The sequence below is a fragment of the Providencia alcalifaciens genome, assembly GCF_915403165.1.
In the GTDB taxonomy this organism is placed as follows: Bacteria; Pseudomonadota; Gammaproteobacteria; order Enterobacterales; family Enterobacteriaceae; genus Providencia; species Providencia alcalifaciens_C.
On sequence record NZ_OU659204.1, the window covers coordinates 2,458,617 to 2,477,168 of the forward strand.

General features: G+C 43.4%; 17 protein-coding genes. 5 read left to right on the forward strand and 12 right to left on the reverse strand.

The genetic code is table 11. The features are described from left to right. The first annotated feature begins 77 nt into the window (after nt 1-77). Both pta and LDO73_RS11335 read left to right on the forward strand, forming a co-directional pair. Complete coding sequence (gene pta / locus LDO73_RS11330) at nt 78-2,207, forward strand: phosphate acetyltransferase (RefSeq protein ID WP_224061177.1); 2,130 nt, start codon at nt 78-80, stop codon at nt 2,205-2,207. Between the two features lie 139 nt (nt 2,208-2,346). After that, nucleotides 2,347-3,474 carry a hypothetical protein gene (locus LDO73_RS11335; protein ID WP_224057969.1) on the forward strand — a complete coding sequence of 376 codons (1,128 nt, stop codon included), beginning with the start codon at nt 2,347-2,349 and terminating at the stop codon, nt 3,472-3,474. 46 nt (nt 3,475-3,520) lie between these two features. Here the strand turns inward: LDO73_RS11335 and yfcD are convergent, their stop codons facing one another. After that, nucleotides 3,521-4,063: an NUDIX hydrolase YfcD gene (gene yfcD, locus LDO73_RS11340; protein WP_224057970.1), complete on the reverse strand. Its 543-nt coding sequence runs from the start codon at nt 4,061-4,063 to the stop codon at nt 3,521-3,523. 271 nt (nt 4,064-4,334) lie between these two features. Between yfcD and LDO73_RS11345 the strand changes: the two genes are divergently transcribed. After that, entirely contained in the window at nt 4,335-5,240 is a 906-nt protein-coding gene (locus LDO73_RS11345; protein WP_224057971.1) for a TIGR01777 family oxidoreductase, read from the forward strand. A 19-nt stretch (nt 5,241-5,259) separates the two neighbouring features. On the opposite strand, the gene LDO73_RS11350 is transcribed toward LDO73_RS11345, so the two are convergent. The 10 genes from LDO73_RS11350 to pdxB form a co-directional block, all read right to left on the reverse strand. After that, nucleotides 5,260-5,832 (reverse strand): UbiX family flavin prenyltransferase, encoded by a 573-nt coding sequence (locus LDO73_RS11350; protein WP_224057972.1) that lies wholly within the window; start codon nt 5,830-5,832, stop codon nt 5,260-5,262. Between the two features lie 375 nt (nt 5,833-6,207). Next, on the reverse strand, nt 6,208-7,725 hold the full coding sequence (purF, locus tag LDO73_RS11355; protein WP_224057973.1) for an amidophosphoribosyltransferase: 1,518 nt from the start codon (nt 7,723-7,725) through the stop codon (nt 6,208-6,210). Between the two features lie 14 nt (nt 7,726-7,739). Continuing rightward, a complete protein-coding gene (cvpA, locus tag LDO73_RS11360) occupies nt 7,740-8,243 on the reverse strand; it encodes a colicin V production protein (protein ID WP_132495458.1) in 504 nt (167 codons plus the stop codon). Nucleotides 8,244-8,420: 177 nt separating this feature from the next. After that, on the reverse strand, nt 8,421-9,170 hold the full coding sequence (gene dedD, locus LDO73_RS11365) for a cell division protein DedD (RefSeq protein WP_224057974.1): 750 nt from the start codon (nt 9,168-9,170) through the stop codon (nt 8,421-8,423). Nucleotides 9,171-9,175: 5 nt separating this feature from the next. Further along, nucleotides 9,176-10,462: a bifunctional tetrahydrofolate synthase/dihydrofolate synthase gene (folC, locus tag LDO73_RS11370; RefSeq protein ID WP_224057975.1), complete on the reverse strand. Its 1,287-nt coding sequence runs from the start codon at nt 10,460-10,462 to the stop codon at nt 9,176-9,178. Next, nucleotides 10,455-11,423 (reverse strand): acetyl-CoA carboxylase, carboxyltransferase subunit beta, encoded by a 969-nt coding sequence (gene accD, locus LDO73_RS11375; RefSeq protein WP_224057976.1) that lies wholly within the window; start codon nt 11,421-11,423, stop codon nt 10,455-10,457. Before accD ends, folC begins: the two co-directional genes overlap by 8 nt. Before the next feature lie 160 nt (nt 11,424-11,583). Further along, nucleotides 11,584-12,291, reverse strand: coding sequence for a DedA family protein (locus tag LDO73_RS11380; protein WP_224057977.1), 708 nt, complete (start codon nt 12,289-12,291; stop codon nt 11,584-11,586). 35 nt (nt 12,292-12,326) lie between these two features. Next, complete coding sequence (truA, locus tag LDO73_RS11385) at nt 12,327-13,142, reverse strand: tRNA pseudouridine(38-40) synthase TruA (RefSeq protein ID WP_224057978.1); 816 nt, start codon at nt 13,140-13,142, stop codon at nt 12,327-12,329. Then, nucleotides 13,142-14,152 (reverse strand): aspartate-semialdehyde dehydrogenase, encoded by a 1,011-nt coding sequence (locus tag LDO73_RS11390; protein ID WP_224057979.1) that lies wholly within the window; start codon nt 14,150-14,152, stop codon nt 13,142-13,144. Before LDO73_RS11390 ends, truA begins: the two co-directional genes overlap by 1 nt. A 57-nt stretch (nt 14,153-14,209) precedes the next feature. Continuing rightward, entirely contained in the window at nt 14,210-15,349 is a 1,140-nt protein-coding gene (pdxB, locus tag LDO73_RS11395; RefSeq protein WP_224057980.1) for a 4-phosphoerythronate dehydrogenase PdxB, read from the reverse strand. A 266-nt stretch (nt 15,350-15,615) separates the two neighbouring features. Here pdxB and LDO73_RS11400 point away from each other — a divergent pair, with 266 nt between their 5' ends. Continuing rightward, nucleotides 15,616-16,479, forward strand: a complete 864-nt coding sequence (locus tag LDO73_RS11400) for a hypothetical protein (protein WP_224057981.1) — start codon at nt 15,616-15,618, stop codon at nt 16,477-16,479. Nucleotides 16,480-16,490: 11 nt separating this feature from the next. On the opposite strand, the gene LDO73_RS11405 is transcribed toward LDO73_RS11400, so the two are convergent. Continuing rightward, on the reverse strand, nt 16,491-17,288 hold the full coding sequence (locus LDO73_RS11405) for an AraC family transcriptional regulator (RefSeq protein WP_224057982.1): 798 nt from the start codon (nt 17,286-17,288) through the stop codon (nt 16,491-16,493). A gap of 98 nt (nt 17,289-17,386) precedes the next feature. Here LDO73_RS11405 and LDO73_RS11410 point away from each other — a divergent pair, with 98 nt between their 5' ends. Next, complete coding sequence (locus LDO73_RS11410; protein ID WP_224057983.1) at nt 17,387-18,307, forward strand: DMT family transporter; 921 nt, start codon at nt 17,387-17,389, stop codon at nt 18,305-18,307. The last annotated feature ends 245 nt before the right edge of the window (nt 18,308-18,552 follow it).

The window sequence follows — 18,552 nt, forward strand, 5'->3', positions numbered from 1 at the left end:
TTTCTTGCCGCCAGCCTTATGCTGGCGGTACTGCTTAAGAGTAACCAAAAAACGAGGTTCCTGTGTCCCGTACAATTATGCTAATTCCTACTGGCACCAGCGTTGGTTTAACCAGCGTTAGTCTGGGTGTCGTCCGCTCAATGGAACAAAAAGGTGTCCAGCTGAGCGTGTTTAAACCTATCGCACAACCACGCGTTTCCGGTAATAAAGACCAAACCACCGAAGTTTTACGTTCACACTCCAGCATCACGACCATTGTTGAGCCTTTAACAATGGAATATGTTGAGTCTCTGCTAACCTCATCGAAGAAAGACATTCTGATGGAAGAGATCGTGGCGCGCTACCACGAACACACCAAAAATGCAGAAGTAATCCTGATCGAAGGTTTAGTCCCAACTCGCAAGCACTCTTTTGCACAATCACTGAACTACGAAATTGCCAAAACCTTAGGCGCTGAAATTGTATTCGTTACGGCTCCAGGCAATAGCTCAATCCAACAAATGCAAGAGCGTTTAGAGCTAGTTCGTAACGAATTCGGTGGTCAACGTAACGAAAGCATCATCGGTGTTATTGTTAATAAAGTTAACGCACCTGTGGATGAGCAAGGCCGTACTCGCCCTGACCTGTCTGAAATTTTTGATGATTCTACCAAAGCGACAGTGGCAAATATCGATGCCAAAGCGCTTGAGTGTTTAAATCTGCCAGTATTAGCATCAATTCCTTGGAACTTTGACCTGATTGCCACTCGTGCAATCGATATGGCAAAACACTTAAATGCACAGGTCGTGAACGAAGGTGAAATCAATACTCGCCGTGTAAAATCCGTCACTTTTTGCGCACGTAGCATTCCACACATGCTAGAACACTTCCGCCCAGGCTCATTATTAGTCACCTCTGCGGACCGTCCTGACGTACTAGTTTCAGCCTCTTTAGCTGCAATGAATGGCGTAGAAATCGGGGCTATCTTATTAACTGGTGGCTATGATATCGATGCACCTATTCGCAAACTTTGTGAACAAGCATTCGAAACGGGCTTACCTGTGTTTATGGTGAATAGTAACACATGGCAAACTTCGCTGAATCTGCAAAGCTTCAGCCTTGAAGTTCCAGCTGATGACCATGAGCGTATCGAAAAAATTCAAAACTATGTGGCTCGCCACATTAGCAGTAACTGGATTGAATCTCTGGTTGCTGATTCTGAGCGCCCTAACCGTCTGTCTCCTCCTGCATTCCGTTACCAATTAACTGAACTGGCTCGTAAAGCAGGTAAACGTATCGTCCTGCCTGAAGGTGATGAGCCACGTACCGTTAAAGCGGCATCGATTTGTGCTGAACGTGGTATCGCGACCTGCGTATTGTTAGGTAATCCTGATGATATCCGCCGCGTTGCGACATCTCAAGGTATCGAATTAGGCGCTGGCATCGAAATCGTTGACCCAATTAAAGTTCGCGAAGAATATGTTGCACGTTTAGTGGAACTGCGTAAAAGCAAAGGTATGACTGAAGTTGTTGCTCGTGAACAACTGGAAGATAACGTTGTTCTGGGCACATTGATGCTGGAAAAAGGCGAAGTGGATGGTCTGGTCTCTGGTGCAGTTCACACCACTGCAAACACCATTCGTCCACCACTACAGTTAATCAAAACTGCGCCGGGTAGCTCATTAGTTTCTTCTGTATTCTTTATGTTGCTGCCAGAGCAAGTGTTTGTTTATGGTGACTGTGCGATTAACCCAGATCCAACAGCAGAGCAACTATCTGAAATCGCAATTCAATCTGCGGATTCAGCAAAAGCCTTTGGCATCGAGCCTCGCGTTGCGATGATCTCTTACTCTACGGGTAATTCTGGTGCAGGTAGTGATGTTGAGAAAGTACGTGAAGCAACTCGCTTAGCGCAAGAAAAACGCCCTGATCTGATGATCGACGGCCCGTTACAGTACGATGCTGCGGTAATGGCAGATGTGGCTAAATCTAAAGCGCCAAACTCGCCTGTTGCAGGTAAAGCAACTGTGTTTATCTTCCCAGACCTGAACACAGGTAATACCACCTATAAAGCAGTGCAACGTTCTGCTGACTTGGTCTCTATCGGTCCGATGCTGCAGGGTATGCGCAAACCTGTTAACGACTTATCTCGTGGCGCACTGGTAGACGATATTGTTTACACTGTTGCATTGACTGCGATTCAAGCGGCACAAAACGAAAACGCATAATCTTAGTTATTAAGCATTGCGTTAAAAGGTCAGTCCAGAAACGGGTTGACCTTTATTTTTTCATCGCTATATGAAAATAACATTTCCCCTTTTTCATATCATTATCCTCTATATTTTCACAAGAATATTGAGGATGATTATGATTCTCCCCCAAAGAGTCAATATTAAGTTTGAACAGATAAAATTAACAAATCATTTTAAAAACACAGCTGAAAATGAGTTTTCCCGCAATATAATTGGCATTAAAAATATGCAAGAAGCCGAAAAAGGTGTCTGTTATGGATTAACACACGCTTTTTTATTTTATGCCCATGCTAATGATGAAAAAACATATATAAAAAATCTGGCTCGCGCATTAAAAAAAATACATAGCATCAAAGAAAACACTCGTCACTATCGCACTTTTTTAAATGATGCTTTCTGTCAAATTATCTATAAACAAGCATTAATTGATTATGCCCTTCACATTGACTATGTCATGAAAAAATTTGATTTTTCAAATGACAGCAGTGAATTAAAACAAAAAAATACGCTTAATTCTATCAATGAAATCTTTTTTAAAAATAGTGCATTGTTACTCGATAATATAAGAGAAGATGATGCTATCAACTTTAAAAGAGCATTACATCAGCTATATTCTTATACCTATTCCACATCGGAAAGCACTAGAGAAGATATATTAAAAGGGAAAAGCCGCTTTGAATGTCATTTAATAAAGCTAACTGCTCGAGAAATTAAGAAAAAATGTTCTAACTTTACACTGACTGACTTATCACTCAAAGACATGAAACCGTTTTTTGAACTGGTTAAAAATCACCAGAAAAAAATCGTTAAGCACCAAATAATACAAAAAAATAGTCAATACAATATAAAATATGACACCTATACGATTATTGATAATAATGTAAAATTAAATTCACAAAATTATATAACCCTTGAGCAATTCAAACAGCGCATTAATAATCGACTACAGCAACAGAAGGATACCATTTGTGATTTTATTACTAAAAATCATGCCATGGGGATAACAATTAAACATATTAATGATAAGGTCATATTCAAGTTCTTTGAACCTAATAAAGGCCTTTATATAACAGAAAATAAGAAAAAATTTTTTAATCTCATTGAAAAAACAATGGCTCAGCAAGCGTGCTTAGTTAATACTCAACATGAGAAAATCATCGAGATTAATACTTCCTACGCTGATAAACTTCATCAATATCCGCTATCCAATAAAATCAAAGAACCTAAATTTTATAAATCATAAAAATACAAAAGGACTACCGAGGTAGTCCTTAATTCAATATCCATATTTATTCTGGGCTTGAACAGCTAATGGCTTTATCCGCTTCATTATTGCGTGTTAACCATAATGACAGTGCTTTGAGCGAATCTGGCGTGAATTCATCGCAACGAGCGGTAATTTCCTTGGGAGTCAACCAACTTACTTCCACGACTTCACTTTCTTGCAAAGCAAAAGGGCCGTGGCTCACACAACTAAATAACCCACCCCACACACGGCAGATTTCGTTTTCATAATAGAAAGTGCCATGCTCTGCAAACGGAACACCTGCAATCCCCAATTCTTCTTCTGCTTCACGCTTGGCTGATTCAAGGATCTGTTCATCTTGCATCACAACACCACCCGCCGTCGCATCCAAAAGCCCTGGGTAGAAATCTTTAATGTCCGTTCTTCGTTGCACCAGAATTTTACCCATTCCATCGTGTACCACGATATAAGTCGCACGGTGGCGTAAGTTTTCTGCACGCATTTGGCTACGGGTTGCTTGCGCTATTACATTATTATCTTCGTCAACGATATCTACCCATTCGACGAATTCGGTCTGTTGTTCCATCCTGAAAACCTTATTTAGCTTGTCCACCAAAATACTTTGATACAAGGTATTCTTTTCGCATATATGTTGCAAGAGATCCTAACCAAATTTGACCTTGCTTTCCATCACAAAAATCAATGCATCTCTTTAAGATACAGTACAAAATTCTTTTTTGTGAAGCGTTAACTGAAACCCAACAATTCCCATTTGCAAATGCTATAGTTATCTTTATAGGGTGGTAAAAATTGGATTATTTAGAGCGTGATAGTGCTTTAAATATGGGGGAGAAAATATGAGAATTCTAATAACAGGTGGAACAGGGTTAATTGGCACCCAACTGGTTCAAACGTTAGTGATGCATTCACATCAGGTCACCGTATTAAGCCGTTCACCACAAAAGGTATACAGTTTATTTTGTAAAGCCGTTGAATGCTGGACAACCCTTCAAGATAAAACTGACCTTGATAGCTTTGATGTGGTCATCAACCTTGCCGGTGAACCTATTGCTGAAAAACGTTGGACAGCCGCCCAAAAACAGATCCTTTGTGATAGTCGCTGGAAAATTACGCAGCAATTGACAAACTTGATCAAAGCCAGTCAAAACCCTCCGAGCGTATTCCTGTCAGGCTCTGCCGTTGGTTACTATGGTGACCAAGGCCAATCCGTCGTGACGGAAGAGGATCAACCCCATGATGAATTTACTCATCAGCTAGCTGCTCGCTGGGAAGCTATCGCCCAAGAAGCGCAATCGGATAAAACCCGAGTTTGCTTATTACGTACAGGGTTGGTTTTATCCCCTAACGGCGGTTTGCTCGCTAAAATCCTGCCTATTTTTAAAATGGGCGCTGGCGGGCCGATTGGTCAAGGAAAACAGTATATGCCGTGGATCCATATTAACGATATGGTGAAGGCGATTTTATTCTTGATGAAGACGCCAACCCTTAGTGGTCCATTTAATATGACCTCGCCTTATCCTGTCCATAATGATCAATTTGCCGCCATGATGGGGGATGTTACCAACCGCCCTTCCTTTATTCGCACCCCTGCATTTGCAGTTAGAGGTGTGCTTGGGGAATCCGCGACATTATTGCTTGGTGGACAGCAGGCCATACCTAAACGTTTAGAAGAGGCTGGCTTTGAATTTGAATTTATTGAGCTAAGAATTGCGCTAGAGGATTTGTTAGCACCAAAATCGTGATTATTTTGAATAACAGGCGCTATTTAGCCCCCTGCCAACGGATGAACAAGTCCTGTTCAAGTTGGATATCAAATTGGTCGAGTACGCGGTTAACGGTTTGGTCGACAATATCTTGAATTGATTGAGGCTGATGATAAAACGCAGGCATTGGGGGCATGATCACCGCGCCCATTTCTGCGGCTTGAACGAGCAATCGCAAATGCCCCAAGTGCAGGGGGGTTTCTCGTACCCCTAATACCAGTTTTTTCCCTTCTTTTAAAACGACATCGGCAGCACGGGTGACTAACGTGTCTGTATAGCTGTGAACGATGCCAGAAAGGGTTTTCATAGTACACGGCATGATAACCATACCTACAGTCCGAAAAGAGCCGGAGGAGATGGCAGCGGCAATATCGCGGCTATCATAAACATGGTCTGCGAGCTGTTGCACATCTTTAACACTAAACGCTGTCTCCAGCGCTAATGTCTGACGCGCTGCAGCACTCATCACCAGGTGGGTTTCCACATCTTTCACAGGTTTGAGCACTTCCAGCAATCGAATACCGTAGATTGCTCCACTCGCGCCTGTTAACCCAATGATAAGTTTTTTCATGTTCAACCCCAATTCACGTAATTTCCTGCATTATATACCAAATATCGTGAAGTAGTGAGTGAGAGGCGAAGTGTGGAGGTCAGGATAGTAAAAATACAGAGCAAAACTTTACTCACGGAATAAGCAGGCATCAATAAAGGAAACACGAGCGGAGGACAATTCAGACTAACTTCATTTTCAACTTAGTTTTTAGATTTAATCCTCTAAATAATTCATGTTGTAGCTAGGCAGCTCGCCCCAAATATCATTAATTTTCTATATAGTTAGAGTTACAGCTAGGCGGCAAATAAAGCTAGCCCAAGGAGCATACAAAAGTATGTGACTTGGGTCGCTGAATGAAGCCAACAACGCTGTAGCCCTAACTATGACGAAAATTTAGCCTTCGTTGTAAATCTCTAAATCCTCAACATCACTCTGATCTTTCAGCTTCAACTCATCATCTTTGCGCAGATTTTCCAGATAATCTAAATAGCTTTGGTCGATATCTTTAGTCACGTAGATGCCATCAAATACTGAGCATTCAAATTCGTTGATTTCTGGGTTTTCTTCACGAACCGCATCAATAAGGTCGCTGAGATCTTGGAAAATTAGGCCATCTGCGCCAATCAGCTTACGGATTTCATCCACTTCCCGACCATGTGCAATCAATTCATTCGCATTTGGCATATCGATGCCGTATACGTTAGGGAAGCGAACTTCTGGTGCGGCTGAAGCAAAGTAGACATTCTTTGCACCCGCTTCACGAGCAAGTTCAACAATCTGCTCTGATGTGGTACCGCGCACAATCGAGTCATCCACCAGCAGAACGTTTTTATCGCGAAACTCTGCACGGTTTGCATTCAGTTTACGGCGCACAGATTTACGACGTTCTTGTTGCCCAGGCATGATAAAGGTACGTCCAACATAGCGGTTTTTCACAAAACCTTGGCGATACGGTTTCTCTAGGATATGGGCGATTTCTAACGCAATATCGCATGAAGTTTCAGGGATTGGGATCACCACATCAATATGCAGGTCTTCCCATTCGCGAGCAATTTTCGCGCCCAATTTTTGCCCCATACGCAATCTTGCGTTATACACCGAGATTTTATCGATAAACGAATCTTGGCGAGCAAAATAAACATATTCAAAAATACACGGTGTCAGCTGAGGGTTTTCTGCACATTGGCGGGTAAATAATTTACCATCTTCAGTAACATATACCGCTTCGCCTGGCGCAACATCACGTAGGAATTCGAAGCCTAAAGTATCGAGTGCCACACTTTCAGAGGCGACCATATATTCGTGTTCGCCAGTTGCTAGAATACGGCGACCAAGTACTAATGGACGGATACCGTGTGGGTCACGAAATGCCACCATCCCGTGGCCAATAATCAGTGACACGCAAGCATAGGCACCACGGATTTTTTTGTGCATTGATGCTACGGCACTAAAAATGTTGTCGGGTTCGAGAGGAAAATGGTCAAACTTATCTAATTCGTATGCTAATACGTTTAGAAGAATTTCGGAGTCTGACGTGGTATTCACATGGCGACGTGCTGTTTCAAATAGGCTCCGAGCGAGTTCGTGAGCATTTGTCAGATTACCATTATGTGCAAGGGTGATACCAAAAGGAGAGTTAACGTAAAAAGGCTGAGCTTCGGATGCGCTGGAGCTACCCGCAGTTGGGTAGCGCACATGTCCAATACCCATTGAGCCTTGAAGGCGCAGCATGTGGCGCGTTTCAAAGACATCTTTTACTAAACCATTTGCTTTACGCAAACGGATATTGTTTTTACCATCAATAGTCGCAATACCCGCTGCATCTTGCCCACGATGCTGTAGCACCGTCAACGCATCATAAATTGATTGGTTTACCGGTGAAACACCGGCGATACCGACAATACCGCACATTTAGTCTTTCCTCATCAGCCAGACGGAGAGATATTCTCCGGTAGGAAACTTGACGCATTTTGCAGGTAGTCAAAGAACCACCTAATAATATGACTGAACTGCGGAATAAGCTGTGAACGATGCCAATCCTCACTTTGAGGAAGCGGTGTAAATGTATCGAGAAAGAACAATAGCGCCGATACAATTAATACCCCACGCAACGCACCGAAGCAGATCCCCAGTACACGATCTGTACCCGATAATCCGGTTTTTTGTACTAATGAGCTAATCACATAGTTCACCACTGCACCAACAATCAATGTCGCGATAAACAGTGCTGCAATCGCAATACCATTACGAACCAAAACATCCTCAAAGTTCGTAAAGTAACTCGCTAAGTAAGGATAAAACGTACTTGCTACGAAGAACGCACAACCCCAAGTGATTAACGATAATGCCTCACGTACAAATCCACGGATCAGGCTTACCAGTGCCGAGAAGCCAATAATGGCGATAATTGTGTAATCAATCCAGACCATATTTCATTCCAAAATTCGCATTCACGTCAGCGGCGAATGCATTCTAACAGAAAACGAAAACGTTTGCGTAACCATTTTTCATTGAATTTAAAAAAATCAACGGCGAAAAGAAAAAATCATAATCGCCGCAGTAAGTTACTAAATACCCTTATTTTTTAGGGATAACTGAATATCAATTTAAGGCTTAAAGGCTTGAATTATCCCTTTTGTACCGGTAATTGCGTTCAATTCAGGTAAAGCAGATTCAAGCTTCTGCCTTGATGCTTCTGGTCCCACATAAATACGGGTTAATTTGTTGTTCACCGGCTGCGCTGGCACCGTATAAACCTGATATCCAGACAGTCTTAGCTTCGCCACAATTTCTTCAACCTTGCTGGCATTATTGAGGGCAATCACTTGCACCACATACGCTTTACCTTGAGGTTCTTGTTTCGGCTCTGGTTTTGGTTCCGGTTTTGGTTCCACCTTAGGCTTAGGCTCAGGCTTAGGCTCAGGCTTAGGCTCAGGTTTTGGCTCAGGCTTAGGTTCCGGCTTCGGTTCTACTCGTGGTTTTTCTGGGGTGACATTAGCAGGAATGGCACCTCCATTTTGATTCACCACGTTTTGCCCCGTATTACCTTGATTTGCACTGCTTTGATTTGCACTGTTTGCGGCTACAGGAGGCTGCTCACTTTGCTTTTGCTCAGTAATAGCTTCCGATAACATCGCTTCAGAAGTTCCTTCCGAAGACGCGGTCGATGCACTGTGTGTAATTGGTGCAATTGACTCAATATCTTCTTCATCACCCGGTTTGGGAATAATCGGAATGGCTGCAAATTCATTCTCATTGTATTTCTTATCGCCATCCAGCAATGCAGGCAATACGATGACCCCTGCAGCGACTAAAACAATAGCGCCAGCAAGACGATTCTGGAATTTACTAGCCACTGGCTTTATCCTTCTGTTTTCTCTAATAACATCATGACGTGAGCCACCGTGTGGAATGATCCACACACCACAATCACATCTTGTGGTCGCGCATCCGCACACGCTTGTTGCCAAGCTGCTTCCACGGAATCAAACTCATGGGCACCGTCAACATGCTGACTAAGCTCAGTCACATCAGCACCACGAAACTCTTTCAGAGGTGCAAGATACCAGTCAGTTACCTGCTGGGATAAACAGGTTAATGTCCCATTAATATCTTTATCCCCCAGCATTCCCACCACCGCACGAATTCGACGACCATCTGTCACTGGTAATTGTGCGAGTTTGGAAACTAAATAGCCTGCAGCGTGAGGGTTATGAGCCACATCCAAAATCATTAACGGATGTTCGCCAATTATCTGAAAACGTCCCGGTAACTGAGCAATACTTAAACCTTGATGAATAGCTTGGTCAGTGATTTTCTGCGCTAACTGGGCATCAATCTCCATCAGGCAGCTGATCACACCCATCGCAGTTGCTGCATTGGCCAGCGGGACATTCGGTAACGGTAAATTAGCCCATGACCGCTGAGAACTTTCCCAAGACCAATGTTGCCCCTGCTCTTGGTAACGCCAATCCGTGCCACGACGAAACAGCATAGTGCCAATTTTGTCTGCATAAGCGCCGATAGAGGCTGGCATATCAGGCTCACCCACCACGCCATAATGACCTTGTCGGAAAATACCCGCTTTCTCATAACCAATATGCTCACGGTCGGAACCTAGCCAATCGGTATGATCAAGCGCAATACTGGTGATTGCCGCGATATCCGCATCTACCACGTTAGTTGCATCAAGGCGACCGCCCAACCCTACTTCAAGGATCACAATATCTAACTCAGCTTGCTTAAATAATTGTAGTGCAGCTAAGGTGCCATATTCAAAGTAGGTTAACGAAATATTTCCACGCTGCGCTTCGATAGTCGAAAATGCTTGGCAGAACTCACTTTCAGTAAGCTCTTTACCTTGGATTCGGACGCGTTCCGTGTAGCGCACTAAATGTGGGGAACTGTAGACTCCCACCTTCAAACCCGCAGCCATCAAAATAGACTCAAGTGTATGGCAGGTTGTGCCTTTTCCGTTGGTTCCAGTGACAGTAATGACGCGAGGAGCAGGTTGAGTGAGATGCATTTGACGGGCAGCTTGCCCTACTCGTTCCAACCCCATATCGATATTTTGGCTATGCAGGTCAGTAAGATAAGAAAGCCAAGCCTCCAATGGAGACTTGGCTGTAGGAATGATTGGATTACTCATCATCTTTTTTATGTTTAGCGCCTTTTGCTTTATCTGCACCTTCGGCAGAGTCAGCAAGATCAATTTCCACGTCAACCGTTTCAACAACCAGAGTTGGAGCGGTATTCAGACTTGGTTGATTCATTAACATCGCCAGTACATCAGCCAGACGATCACGCATATCTTGACGACGCACGATCATGTCAATTGCCCCTTTTTCCAGCAGGAATTCACTGCGCTGGAAACCTTGAGGTAGTTTTTCACGAACGGTCTGTTCGATAACACGCGGCCCCGCGAAACCAATCAGCGCTTTAGGCTCGGCAACGTTGATATCACCCAACATCGCTAAACTTGCAGAAACACCACCCATGGTAGGGTCAGTCAGTACAGAAATGTACGGTAAGCCACGTTCTTGCATTTTCGCCAGTGCGGCACTGGTTTTCGCCATTTGCATCAGAGACAGTAACGCTTCTTGCATACGCGCACCACCACTGGATGAGAAGCAAACTAATGGACAATTATCTTCCAAAGCTTGTTCTACGGCACGGACAAAACGTGCACCCACAACCGATGCCATTGAACCACCCATGAAGGAGAACTCAAACGCCGCCGCAACAACAGGCATCTCTTTGAGCGTACCTTTCATGACGACGATGGCATCTTTTTCACCCGTCTCTTTCTGGGCTGAGCTAAGTCTGTCTTTGTATTTTTTCGAATCACGGAATTTGAGCATATCTTTTGGCTCTAATTCACTGCCTAATTCCGTTGTTGAGTTTTCATCAAGGAAAGATTCAAGGCGTTGACGAGCATGAATACGCATGTGGTGGTCACATTTCGGACACACTTGCAGATTACGCTCAAGCTCGGCACCATAGAGTACTTGCCCGCAGCTATCGCATTTAGCCCAAACACCTTCAGGGATGTTTGCTTTATGGGATGGGGTTGAAGTACCTTTTTTTAAAATTTTCTCAATCCAGCTCATTAATGGACCTTTTCGTCTGATTGCACTCTGACAACACTTCGAACAATACCGCCACTGAATTTCAGGGTGTGGTTATATAAGAAGCATCTATCAGTATGTTAATTTTTGCCATTAAACCACAATGATATCTCACTGTAGATAAAAACTTTTTTTAAACCGATTATTGGTTATCGTTTTTTTGCGTCGCCGCACTATTTGCTTTTGCCACTGCATTTTTTTCTTTTGCAGCAGCTCGACGGTGGCGAATAATTTCAATGACACCCGGCAGAATTGAAATAAAGATAATCGCGACTATCAGTAATTTCAAATTCTTTTGTACTATCGGTAAATCACCAAATAAATACCCTGCATAGGTAAAGAGTAGCACCCATAATAGCGCACCTGTCACATTATAAAAGGCAAAATGACGGTAAGACATTTTACCCATACCCGCAACGAAAGGTGCAAAAGTTCTCACGATAGGTACAAAACGTGCCAAAATAATCGCTTTTCCGCCATGTTTTTCATAAAACTGATGGGTTTTATCCAAATAGCTACGACGGAAAATTTTTGAATCTGGGTTTTTAAACAGTTTCTCACCAAAGATACGTCCAATGGTATAGTTCACTGCATCACCAATAATTGCCGCAATAATCATCAACAACACCATAATGTGTACGTTTAAATCATTACTTGGCAATGCGGCTAAAGCACCAGCAACAAATAATAATGAATCTCCAGGAAGGAAAGGCGTGACCACCAGCCCCGTCTCACAGAATAGGATCAGGAATAAAATTCCGTAAACCCAAACACCATATTCGGCGACCAATTCCGCAAGATGCACATCAATATGTAAAATAAAATCAATGATAAAACTGATAAACTCCATGGGGTTCCTCATGTGGAGATTTATATTAACGACCTTTAAAGCAGCTCATCCGCGAGAAATAGAGGCCCCATCACATTCTGTGGCAGGTCAAATTTTTCAGGATAATCCACGCTCACTAAATACAATCCTTCCGCTTTGGCTGTCGCCGCCGCTTTCGTTCTATCTTTTAATTCTAGAAGATGTGCCATCCAATCAATATCTTGATTACCACTGCCTATCTCCAACAAACTGCCAACAATGTTTCTCACCATATGGTGCACAAACGCATTGGCTTTAATATCCACAACCACATAGTTTCCGTGACGCGTTACATTAACGTGCATCACATTACGCCAAGGGCTTTTTGACTGGCACTGCACTGCTCGGAATGAGGTAAAATCACGCTCACCCAGCAATGCTTGCGCTGCTTGGTGCATACGTTTTTCATCAAGCGGAAAATGAAAGTGCGTTACACCATTCGATAAAATTGCAGGTCGATAACGGTGGTTAAAAATCACATAGCGATATCGACGTGCGGTTGCACTAAAACGCGCATGAAACTCATCATTCACAGGTTTACACCAGCGAACCGCAATATCGTCAGGAAGATGGGTATTCGCCCCCATCGTCCATGCTGCCTCTTTGCGGTTGGCTGAAGTTTCAAAATGTACCACCTGCCCAGTTGCATGAACACCTGCATCCGTACGCCCTGCACAATTAACGGTGATTGGTGCCGCGGCAATTTTAGACAGGGCAGCCTCAAGGCAGCCCTGTACACTTTTCACTTCTTGCTGACGTTGCCAACCATAATAACGGCTACCGTTATACTCAATTCCGAGGGCAATGCGATGCAACTTTGGGGACTCCAACATTAGTAATACAGCTCCTGAGCCAGTTTTTCTGCTGTCTCAACTGCCATTAGTGCACCACCAAAACGAACGTTATCCGCCACTGACCAGAACTGTAAAATTTCCGGTATACCATAATCGTTACGAATACAGCCGATGCTTAAAACGTCATTACCTGATGCGTCAGTCACTTGAGTTGGATAATCACCCACTTCTGAGACCTGAATATCATCAAAACGTTCAAATTCTTCGCTCGCTTCTTCCGCGCTAACTGGGCGTAATGTTTCTAAGTACACCACTTGGGCATTACCATAAAATACGGGTGACTGAATAAAGCTTACGGAGACTGGCAAACCGTCGTCTTGCAGCACTTTACGCACTTGCTCAACTAAACGGCGCTCTTGCACAACACTGCCTTCACCATCTGCTAATAATGGCAGCATGTTAAAGGCTAATTGCTTAGCAAAACGACCTTCTTCCGCAGGGATACCATTCAATAAACGTGCGCTTTGACCCGCTAATTCATCAACGGCTGCTTTACCGTATGCTGACATCGACAGCATATTGGTCAGTGTAATACGTCCTAATCCAGCCGCATCCATTAACGGTTTGATAGAAGTTAAGAGCTGGCTCACATAACTATCTGCCACCGAAATAATATTGCGATTACGATAATCCGCTAATACTTGCGGGTTAACACCCGGTACCACTAACGGTACATCAGGGTCTAACGCAAAAACACCGCTGTTATCAATCACAATGCAACCTTCTTGCGCCGCTAATTCCGCATACTGTGCTGCTGCTTCTTCGCCTGCTGCAAAAAAGGCAATTTGCGCCTGCGACCAATCGAAGTCCGCGACATCTTGCACTTGATAGCTTTTACCGTTGAAGCGAATGCTCTCCCCTGCACTGCGCTCACTGGCTAGTAAATAAAGCTCACCAACGGGAAACTCTCTTTCTTGAAGCAGGGAAAGAATGCCTTCGCCCACTGCGCCTGTTGCCCCGAGTAATGCAATATTCCAACCTTCTGTCATGGTTTTTCCTCTAAAAAAATCAAAGTGAAACAAGCTGTGCTTAGCCGCTCATTTCACCTAAAAGAATCTGTTATTAAATTTTGCGTTAAAACCTAATTCGCTCAGTAACTGGGCTGTCTCTTGGTTATCGCATTGAACTGTTAACGATGACCATTCACGGCGTTCTTGGTAGTGTTTACGTAATTTATCGAACTCACCGGGAATGCCAGCTACTGCACGCAATGATGCATCATCACGGCGCACATCATACACGAGATGCACTAATCTTTTGAGCTGGCTTTGCGTTAATTTACCATTGAAATTAATGCAGTCGATATCCGGTTTCGGTAACAGCGATGCCAGAGACACATTCGCAGGCTTACCTAGGAATTCGCAATAAGCTTCAAAGACTTGGGTTGTACCTCGCGCTTTACCTTCTAAAGTATAGCCTGCAATATGCGGCGTACCGATATCCACATACGCCAGCAATTCTGTATCCAGATCAGGCTCAGGCTCCCACACATCCAATACCACACTCAGCGGCTTACCTTGTTCAAGCAACTGTAATAGCGCTTGGTTATCAACTACTTCACCACGGCTCGCATTCACCAAAATGGTACCATCGTGTAGATTTGCTAGTCGAGACGCATCCATTAAGTGGAAAGTAGAATATTCGCCTTCCATGTTGAGCGGCGTATGGAAGGTTAAAATATCAGACTGCTCCAGTAGCGAATCGAATGGAACAAAAACTTCTTGGTCGCCTTTATCTGCTCGAGGAGGGTCACATAATACGGTATTTACGCCCCACGCTTGCAGACGTTTATACAAGCGCCCTCCCACATTACCAACACCCACTATCCCAACGGTTTTATCGCGCAAATCAAAGTTATCGCGTTCCGCCAGCATCAATAATGCAGAAAAAACATACTCAACGACAGCAATGGCATTGCACCCCGGCGCTGAAGAGAATCCAATATTGGCTTCGGCAAGCCACTGGGTATCAACGTGGTCAAACCCTGCTGTTGCCGTGCCGACGAATTTTACTGGCGTATTGCTCAGTAATGATTTATTCACTTTGGTAATTGAGCGCACCATTAATGCATCTGCATCAGTCAGTTCCTGTTCTGGCACTGGACGCCCAGGTACTGCTTTAACCTCGCCTAGCTCACTAAATAGTGTTTGAGCATATGGCATGTTTTCATCAACCAAAATTTTCACGGAATTCGTCCCAATAGAATGTGTGTCATGCCCGATTTGGCTGCCACACTATACTCCAAATCGTCGATAGGCTGAATCATTTACATGACAATGCTTTTAGTTGAAATTGATAGGCTATTCGGCGACATTTAATTTTTCTTTTTATTAAACAAACTTACAGATGAGTCTGACTACCTATTCCCAAAGATTTCATGTTTAATCAGCAAAACTACATTAAAAGTTATTCATTTTTCAGGAAGGCATTTATTTTGAAAGGCATATTGATTGTGAAAAAGGTATTACTGTCGCTACCCCTAATGTGCTCGTTTTATGCCTATGCTGGCGAGCAAAATTGCTCGGCGGACACCATTGCCATCAACAACTTTAATAATTTCATCTTTGCTCAAGAGCGCCCATTTAACGATTCGTTAAAAGAGATGAATGCACACACCGCCAGCCAAGATGATTACATCAACAACACGGTTCAAACGAAGTTTGATGATTGTGGAGCCTTAATCGAGTTAACCGGCCATGAAGTTATCAAATTCAGTATCCACGACACAGTGACAGTCAAATCCATTGATATGAGCATGAAAAAAAATGGTAACGGATGGGACTATAAATCAGCATTTAAACTGTCTGTAATTAATCAAGATAATGTTGAAAAAACCATCTTGCAGCAAAAAATGACTGGGAAGTTTCTCACTGATCATAATGGAAAAATAACCGAAGCCAAAGATTCTTCTTATACGACAACTCTCGACAAAGAGCGCATGCTAACAAGAGCAGTAACTCGTTTTTTAACTGATGATATGGGTCGATTATCTGAATCCAACCGAGTCAGTACACTCGAAAATGATAGTGTGAAAACAGCCTTTCACTATGATGCGAAAAATCGCTTAATTCGCATGCAGTCTGACTCAACCGTTGAAGAGTTTACCTATGGTGATGATGACAGAATGTTAACCAACAAAACCATTGAAGAATTTTTTACCACCGAAACAACCGTGACGACCTGTAAAAGCTGGAATACGTTCGGAAGATGCACCGATGCGGAACAAACTATAACCACGTTAATTAAAGATGAACACGGCGGAAAAGATAGCGTGTACAACTACCACGCTAATATCAAATACGATTATATATATTAATTTTTCCGCTGCTATGGGGTCAGCTCTTTCATACGAAACCGGTCAGGAGTGACCCCTGAAATTTGCTGGAACATCGCAATAAATGCAGATGCCGAGCTATACCCCACATCCAAGGCAACTTCATGAACACTTTTACCTTTGTCCAATCCTGCCACCGCATGTAAGTAACGCAGTCGCTGCCGCCACTCGCTGAATGACATGCCCAATTCTTGTTGGCAACGGCGAGACAACGTGCGCTCCGAGGTATAAGCCCGTTTTGCCCACTGGGCGAGCGTTGTATTATCCGCAGGATCTTGCTGTAATTCCGCTAAAATAGGCGCTAACAATTTATCTTTGCTGGTGGGTAAATAGGTATCTTGGCACGGAGAAATAGCAAACTGGTCAATCAATACCTCACCCAAACGAATGTCCTGCTCAGTTTCGGGCTGCACAATCCCCCGTTGATACATATCCGTCATAATCGTGTGGAATATGGGGCTTAATCGCACAACACATGCCTTACTGGCAAGCAGTGGCGTATAGGCTTGGGCAAAATCAATAATACGAAATTTAACACTCTGCTTATTAAAACTCGCATGTTGGGTATTGGCAGGGATCCAGATGCAAAACTCTGGCGGTGCCATATAATGCTTGCCTTCCACTTCCATTTCCATAATCCCGCAGACCACATACAGCAATTGACCAAAGGCATGGGAATGGGATTTGTACTCGGTTTGCTGGTTGATCTGCTCATGACGCAAAGCAATAAATTCAGGCTCAATAATATTGCATTCGTTAATTTGTAGAACATCACTTTTTAAATTATTCATAGGCTGTCTGAAAAACGTTATCGATTGTCTGAATATCAGTATATATAATATTTCGGACAGATGTATACTCCTGTGACTGATTAGGGAGAACGTTGTTAATGAAATATTTCCTGTTTCCGCTGACCGCGGTTTTATTATGGTCCATAAATGCCATCGTCAACAAAGCCGCTGCAACGGCGATTGACCCTGCTGCCATTTCGTTTTATCGCTGGGCTCTGGCATTTTTAGTCATGACCCCATTTGTTCTGCGCTCGGTACTGCGCCATGCCAAAGTGGTTAAGCAACATTGGTGGCAGCTGGCCATCTTAGGTGCTTTGGGGATGATGCTGTATCAAAGTTTAGCTTACTATGCCGCACATACAGTTAGCGCGACGTTTATGGGTGTTATGAACTCATTTATTCCGCTATTAACTGTGGTAATTAGTATTTTTGTTCTGAGGGTGATCCCAACCGTTGGGATCGTTGTGGGCTCCATGCTGTCTCTATTTGGATTAGCTTGGTTAGTTAGCCAAGGAAACCCCGGTTCATTACTGGATAATGGATTGGGCCAAGGCGAATTGCTGATGATCGTCGCTTCCGCCGCTTATGCACTGTACGGTGTATTGACCAAACGTTGGTCGATTCAGCTTTCCAGCTGGGATTCTCTGTATGTTCAGGTATTTTTTGGGGTTTTATTATTAATTCCAAACTTCTTGATGGCAGATGATGTGAGCCTTAACCGCGATAATATCGGGTTAGTTTTATTCGCAGGGATTGCCGCATCGATTCTGGCTCCAGCAATGTGGATCCAAGGCGTCCTTCGTTTAGGTGCCAATACCACCTCTATCTTTATGAACCTTGCTCCGGTATTTACTGCCGTTATCGCGGTATTCACTCTTGGAGAAGAGTTAAAGAGTTACCACTTAATTGGGGGCGGCATCGTGTTACTCGGTGTGATGTTAGCCCAACAGCTGCGCACTCCGCTCACTCAGCTATTTTCCCGCAAGAAAAAAGCGCTAGAAGAAGATACTTGTCAGTAATTGATTCACTGTCATTTATTACTAAAAACAATAATGCAATGTCGTATATTCATCCGCCCCACGTTGTGGGGCTTTTTTATCCGCATTGGTTTTATCTATATTGGTTTTATTTGCATTAGCATCAATCACATACCCACTCTTTAAATTCGCCCCTCCACTTAAGCCAAATAATCAGGCGGAATCTGATTGCATCTTATTTATATCTCCTTAGACTCAGCTAGATATCCACTTATTTTATAAGGTTT

Coding starts and splice junctions, on each gene's coding strand:
- LDO73_RS11410 (WP_224057983.1), top strand. CDS start 17,387: ATGAAATATTTCCTGTTTCCGCTGACCGCGGTTTTATTATGGTCCATA.
- folC (WP_224057975.1), bottom strand. CDS start 10,462: ATGAGTAATCCAATCATTCCTACAGCCAAGTCTCCATTGGAGGCTTGG.
- LDO73_RS11390 (WP_224057979.1), bottom strand. CDS start 14,152: ATGACAGAAGGTTGGAATATTGCATTACTCGGGGCAACAGGCGCAGTG.
- accD (WP_224057976.1), bottom strand. CDS start 11,423: ATGAGCTGGATTGAGAAAATTTTAAAAAAAGGTACTTCAACCCCATCC.
- LDO73_RS11335 (WP_224057969.1), top strand. CDS start 2,347: ATGATTCTCCCCCAAAGAGTCAATATTAAGTTTGAACAGATAAAATTA.
- cvpA (WP_132495458.1), bottom strand. CDS start 8,243: ATGGTCTGGATTGATTACACAATTATCGCCATTATTGGCTTCTCGGCA.
- LDO73_RS11350 (WP_224057972.1), bottom strand. CDS start 5,832: ATGAAAAAACTTATCATTGGGTTAACAGGCGCGAGTGGAGCAATCTAC.
- pta (WP_224061177.1), top strand. CDS start 78: ATGCTAATTCCTACTGGCACCAGCGTTGGTTTAACCAGCGTTAGTCTG.
- purF (WP_224057973.1), bottom strand. CDS start 7,725: ATGTGCGGTATTGTCGGTATCGCCGGTGTTTCACCGGTAAACCAATCA.
- LDO73_RS11345 (WP_224057971.1), top strand. CDS start 4,335: ATGAGAATTCTAATAACAGGTGGAACAGGGTTAATTGGCACCCAACTG.
- yfcD (WP_224057970.1), bottom strand. CDS start 4,063: ATGGAACAACAGACCGAATTCGTCGAATGGGTAGATATCGTTGACGAA.
- truA (WP_224057978.1), bottom strand. CDS start 13,142: ATGTTGGAGTCCCCAAAGTTGCATCGCATTGCCCTCGGAATTGAGTAT.
- LDO73_RS11380 (WP_224057977.1), bottom strand. CDS start 12,291: ATGGAGTTTATCAGTTTTATCATTGATTTTATTTTACATATTGATGTG.
- LDO73_RS11405 (WP_224057982.1), bottom strand. CDS start 17,288: ATGAATAATTTAAAAAGTGATGTTCTACAAATTAACGAATGCAATATT.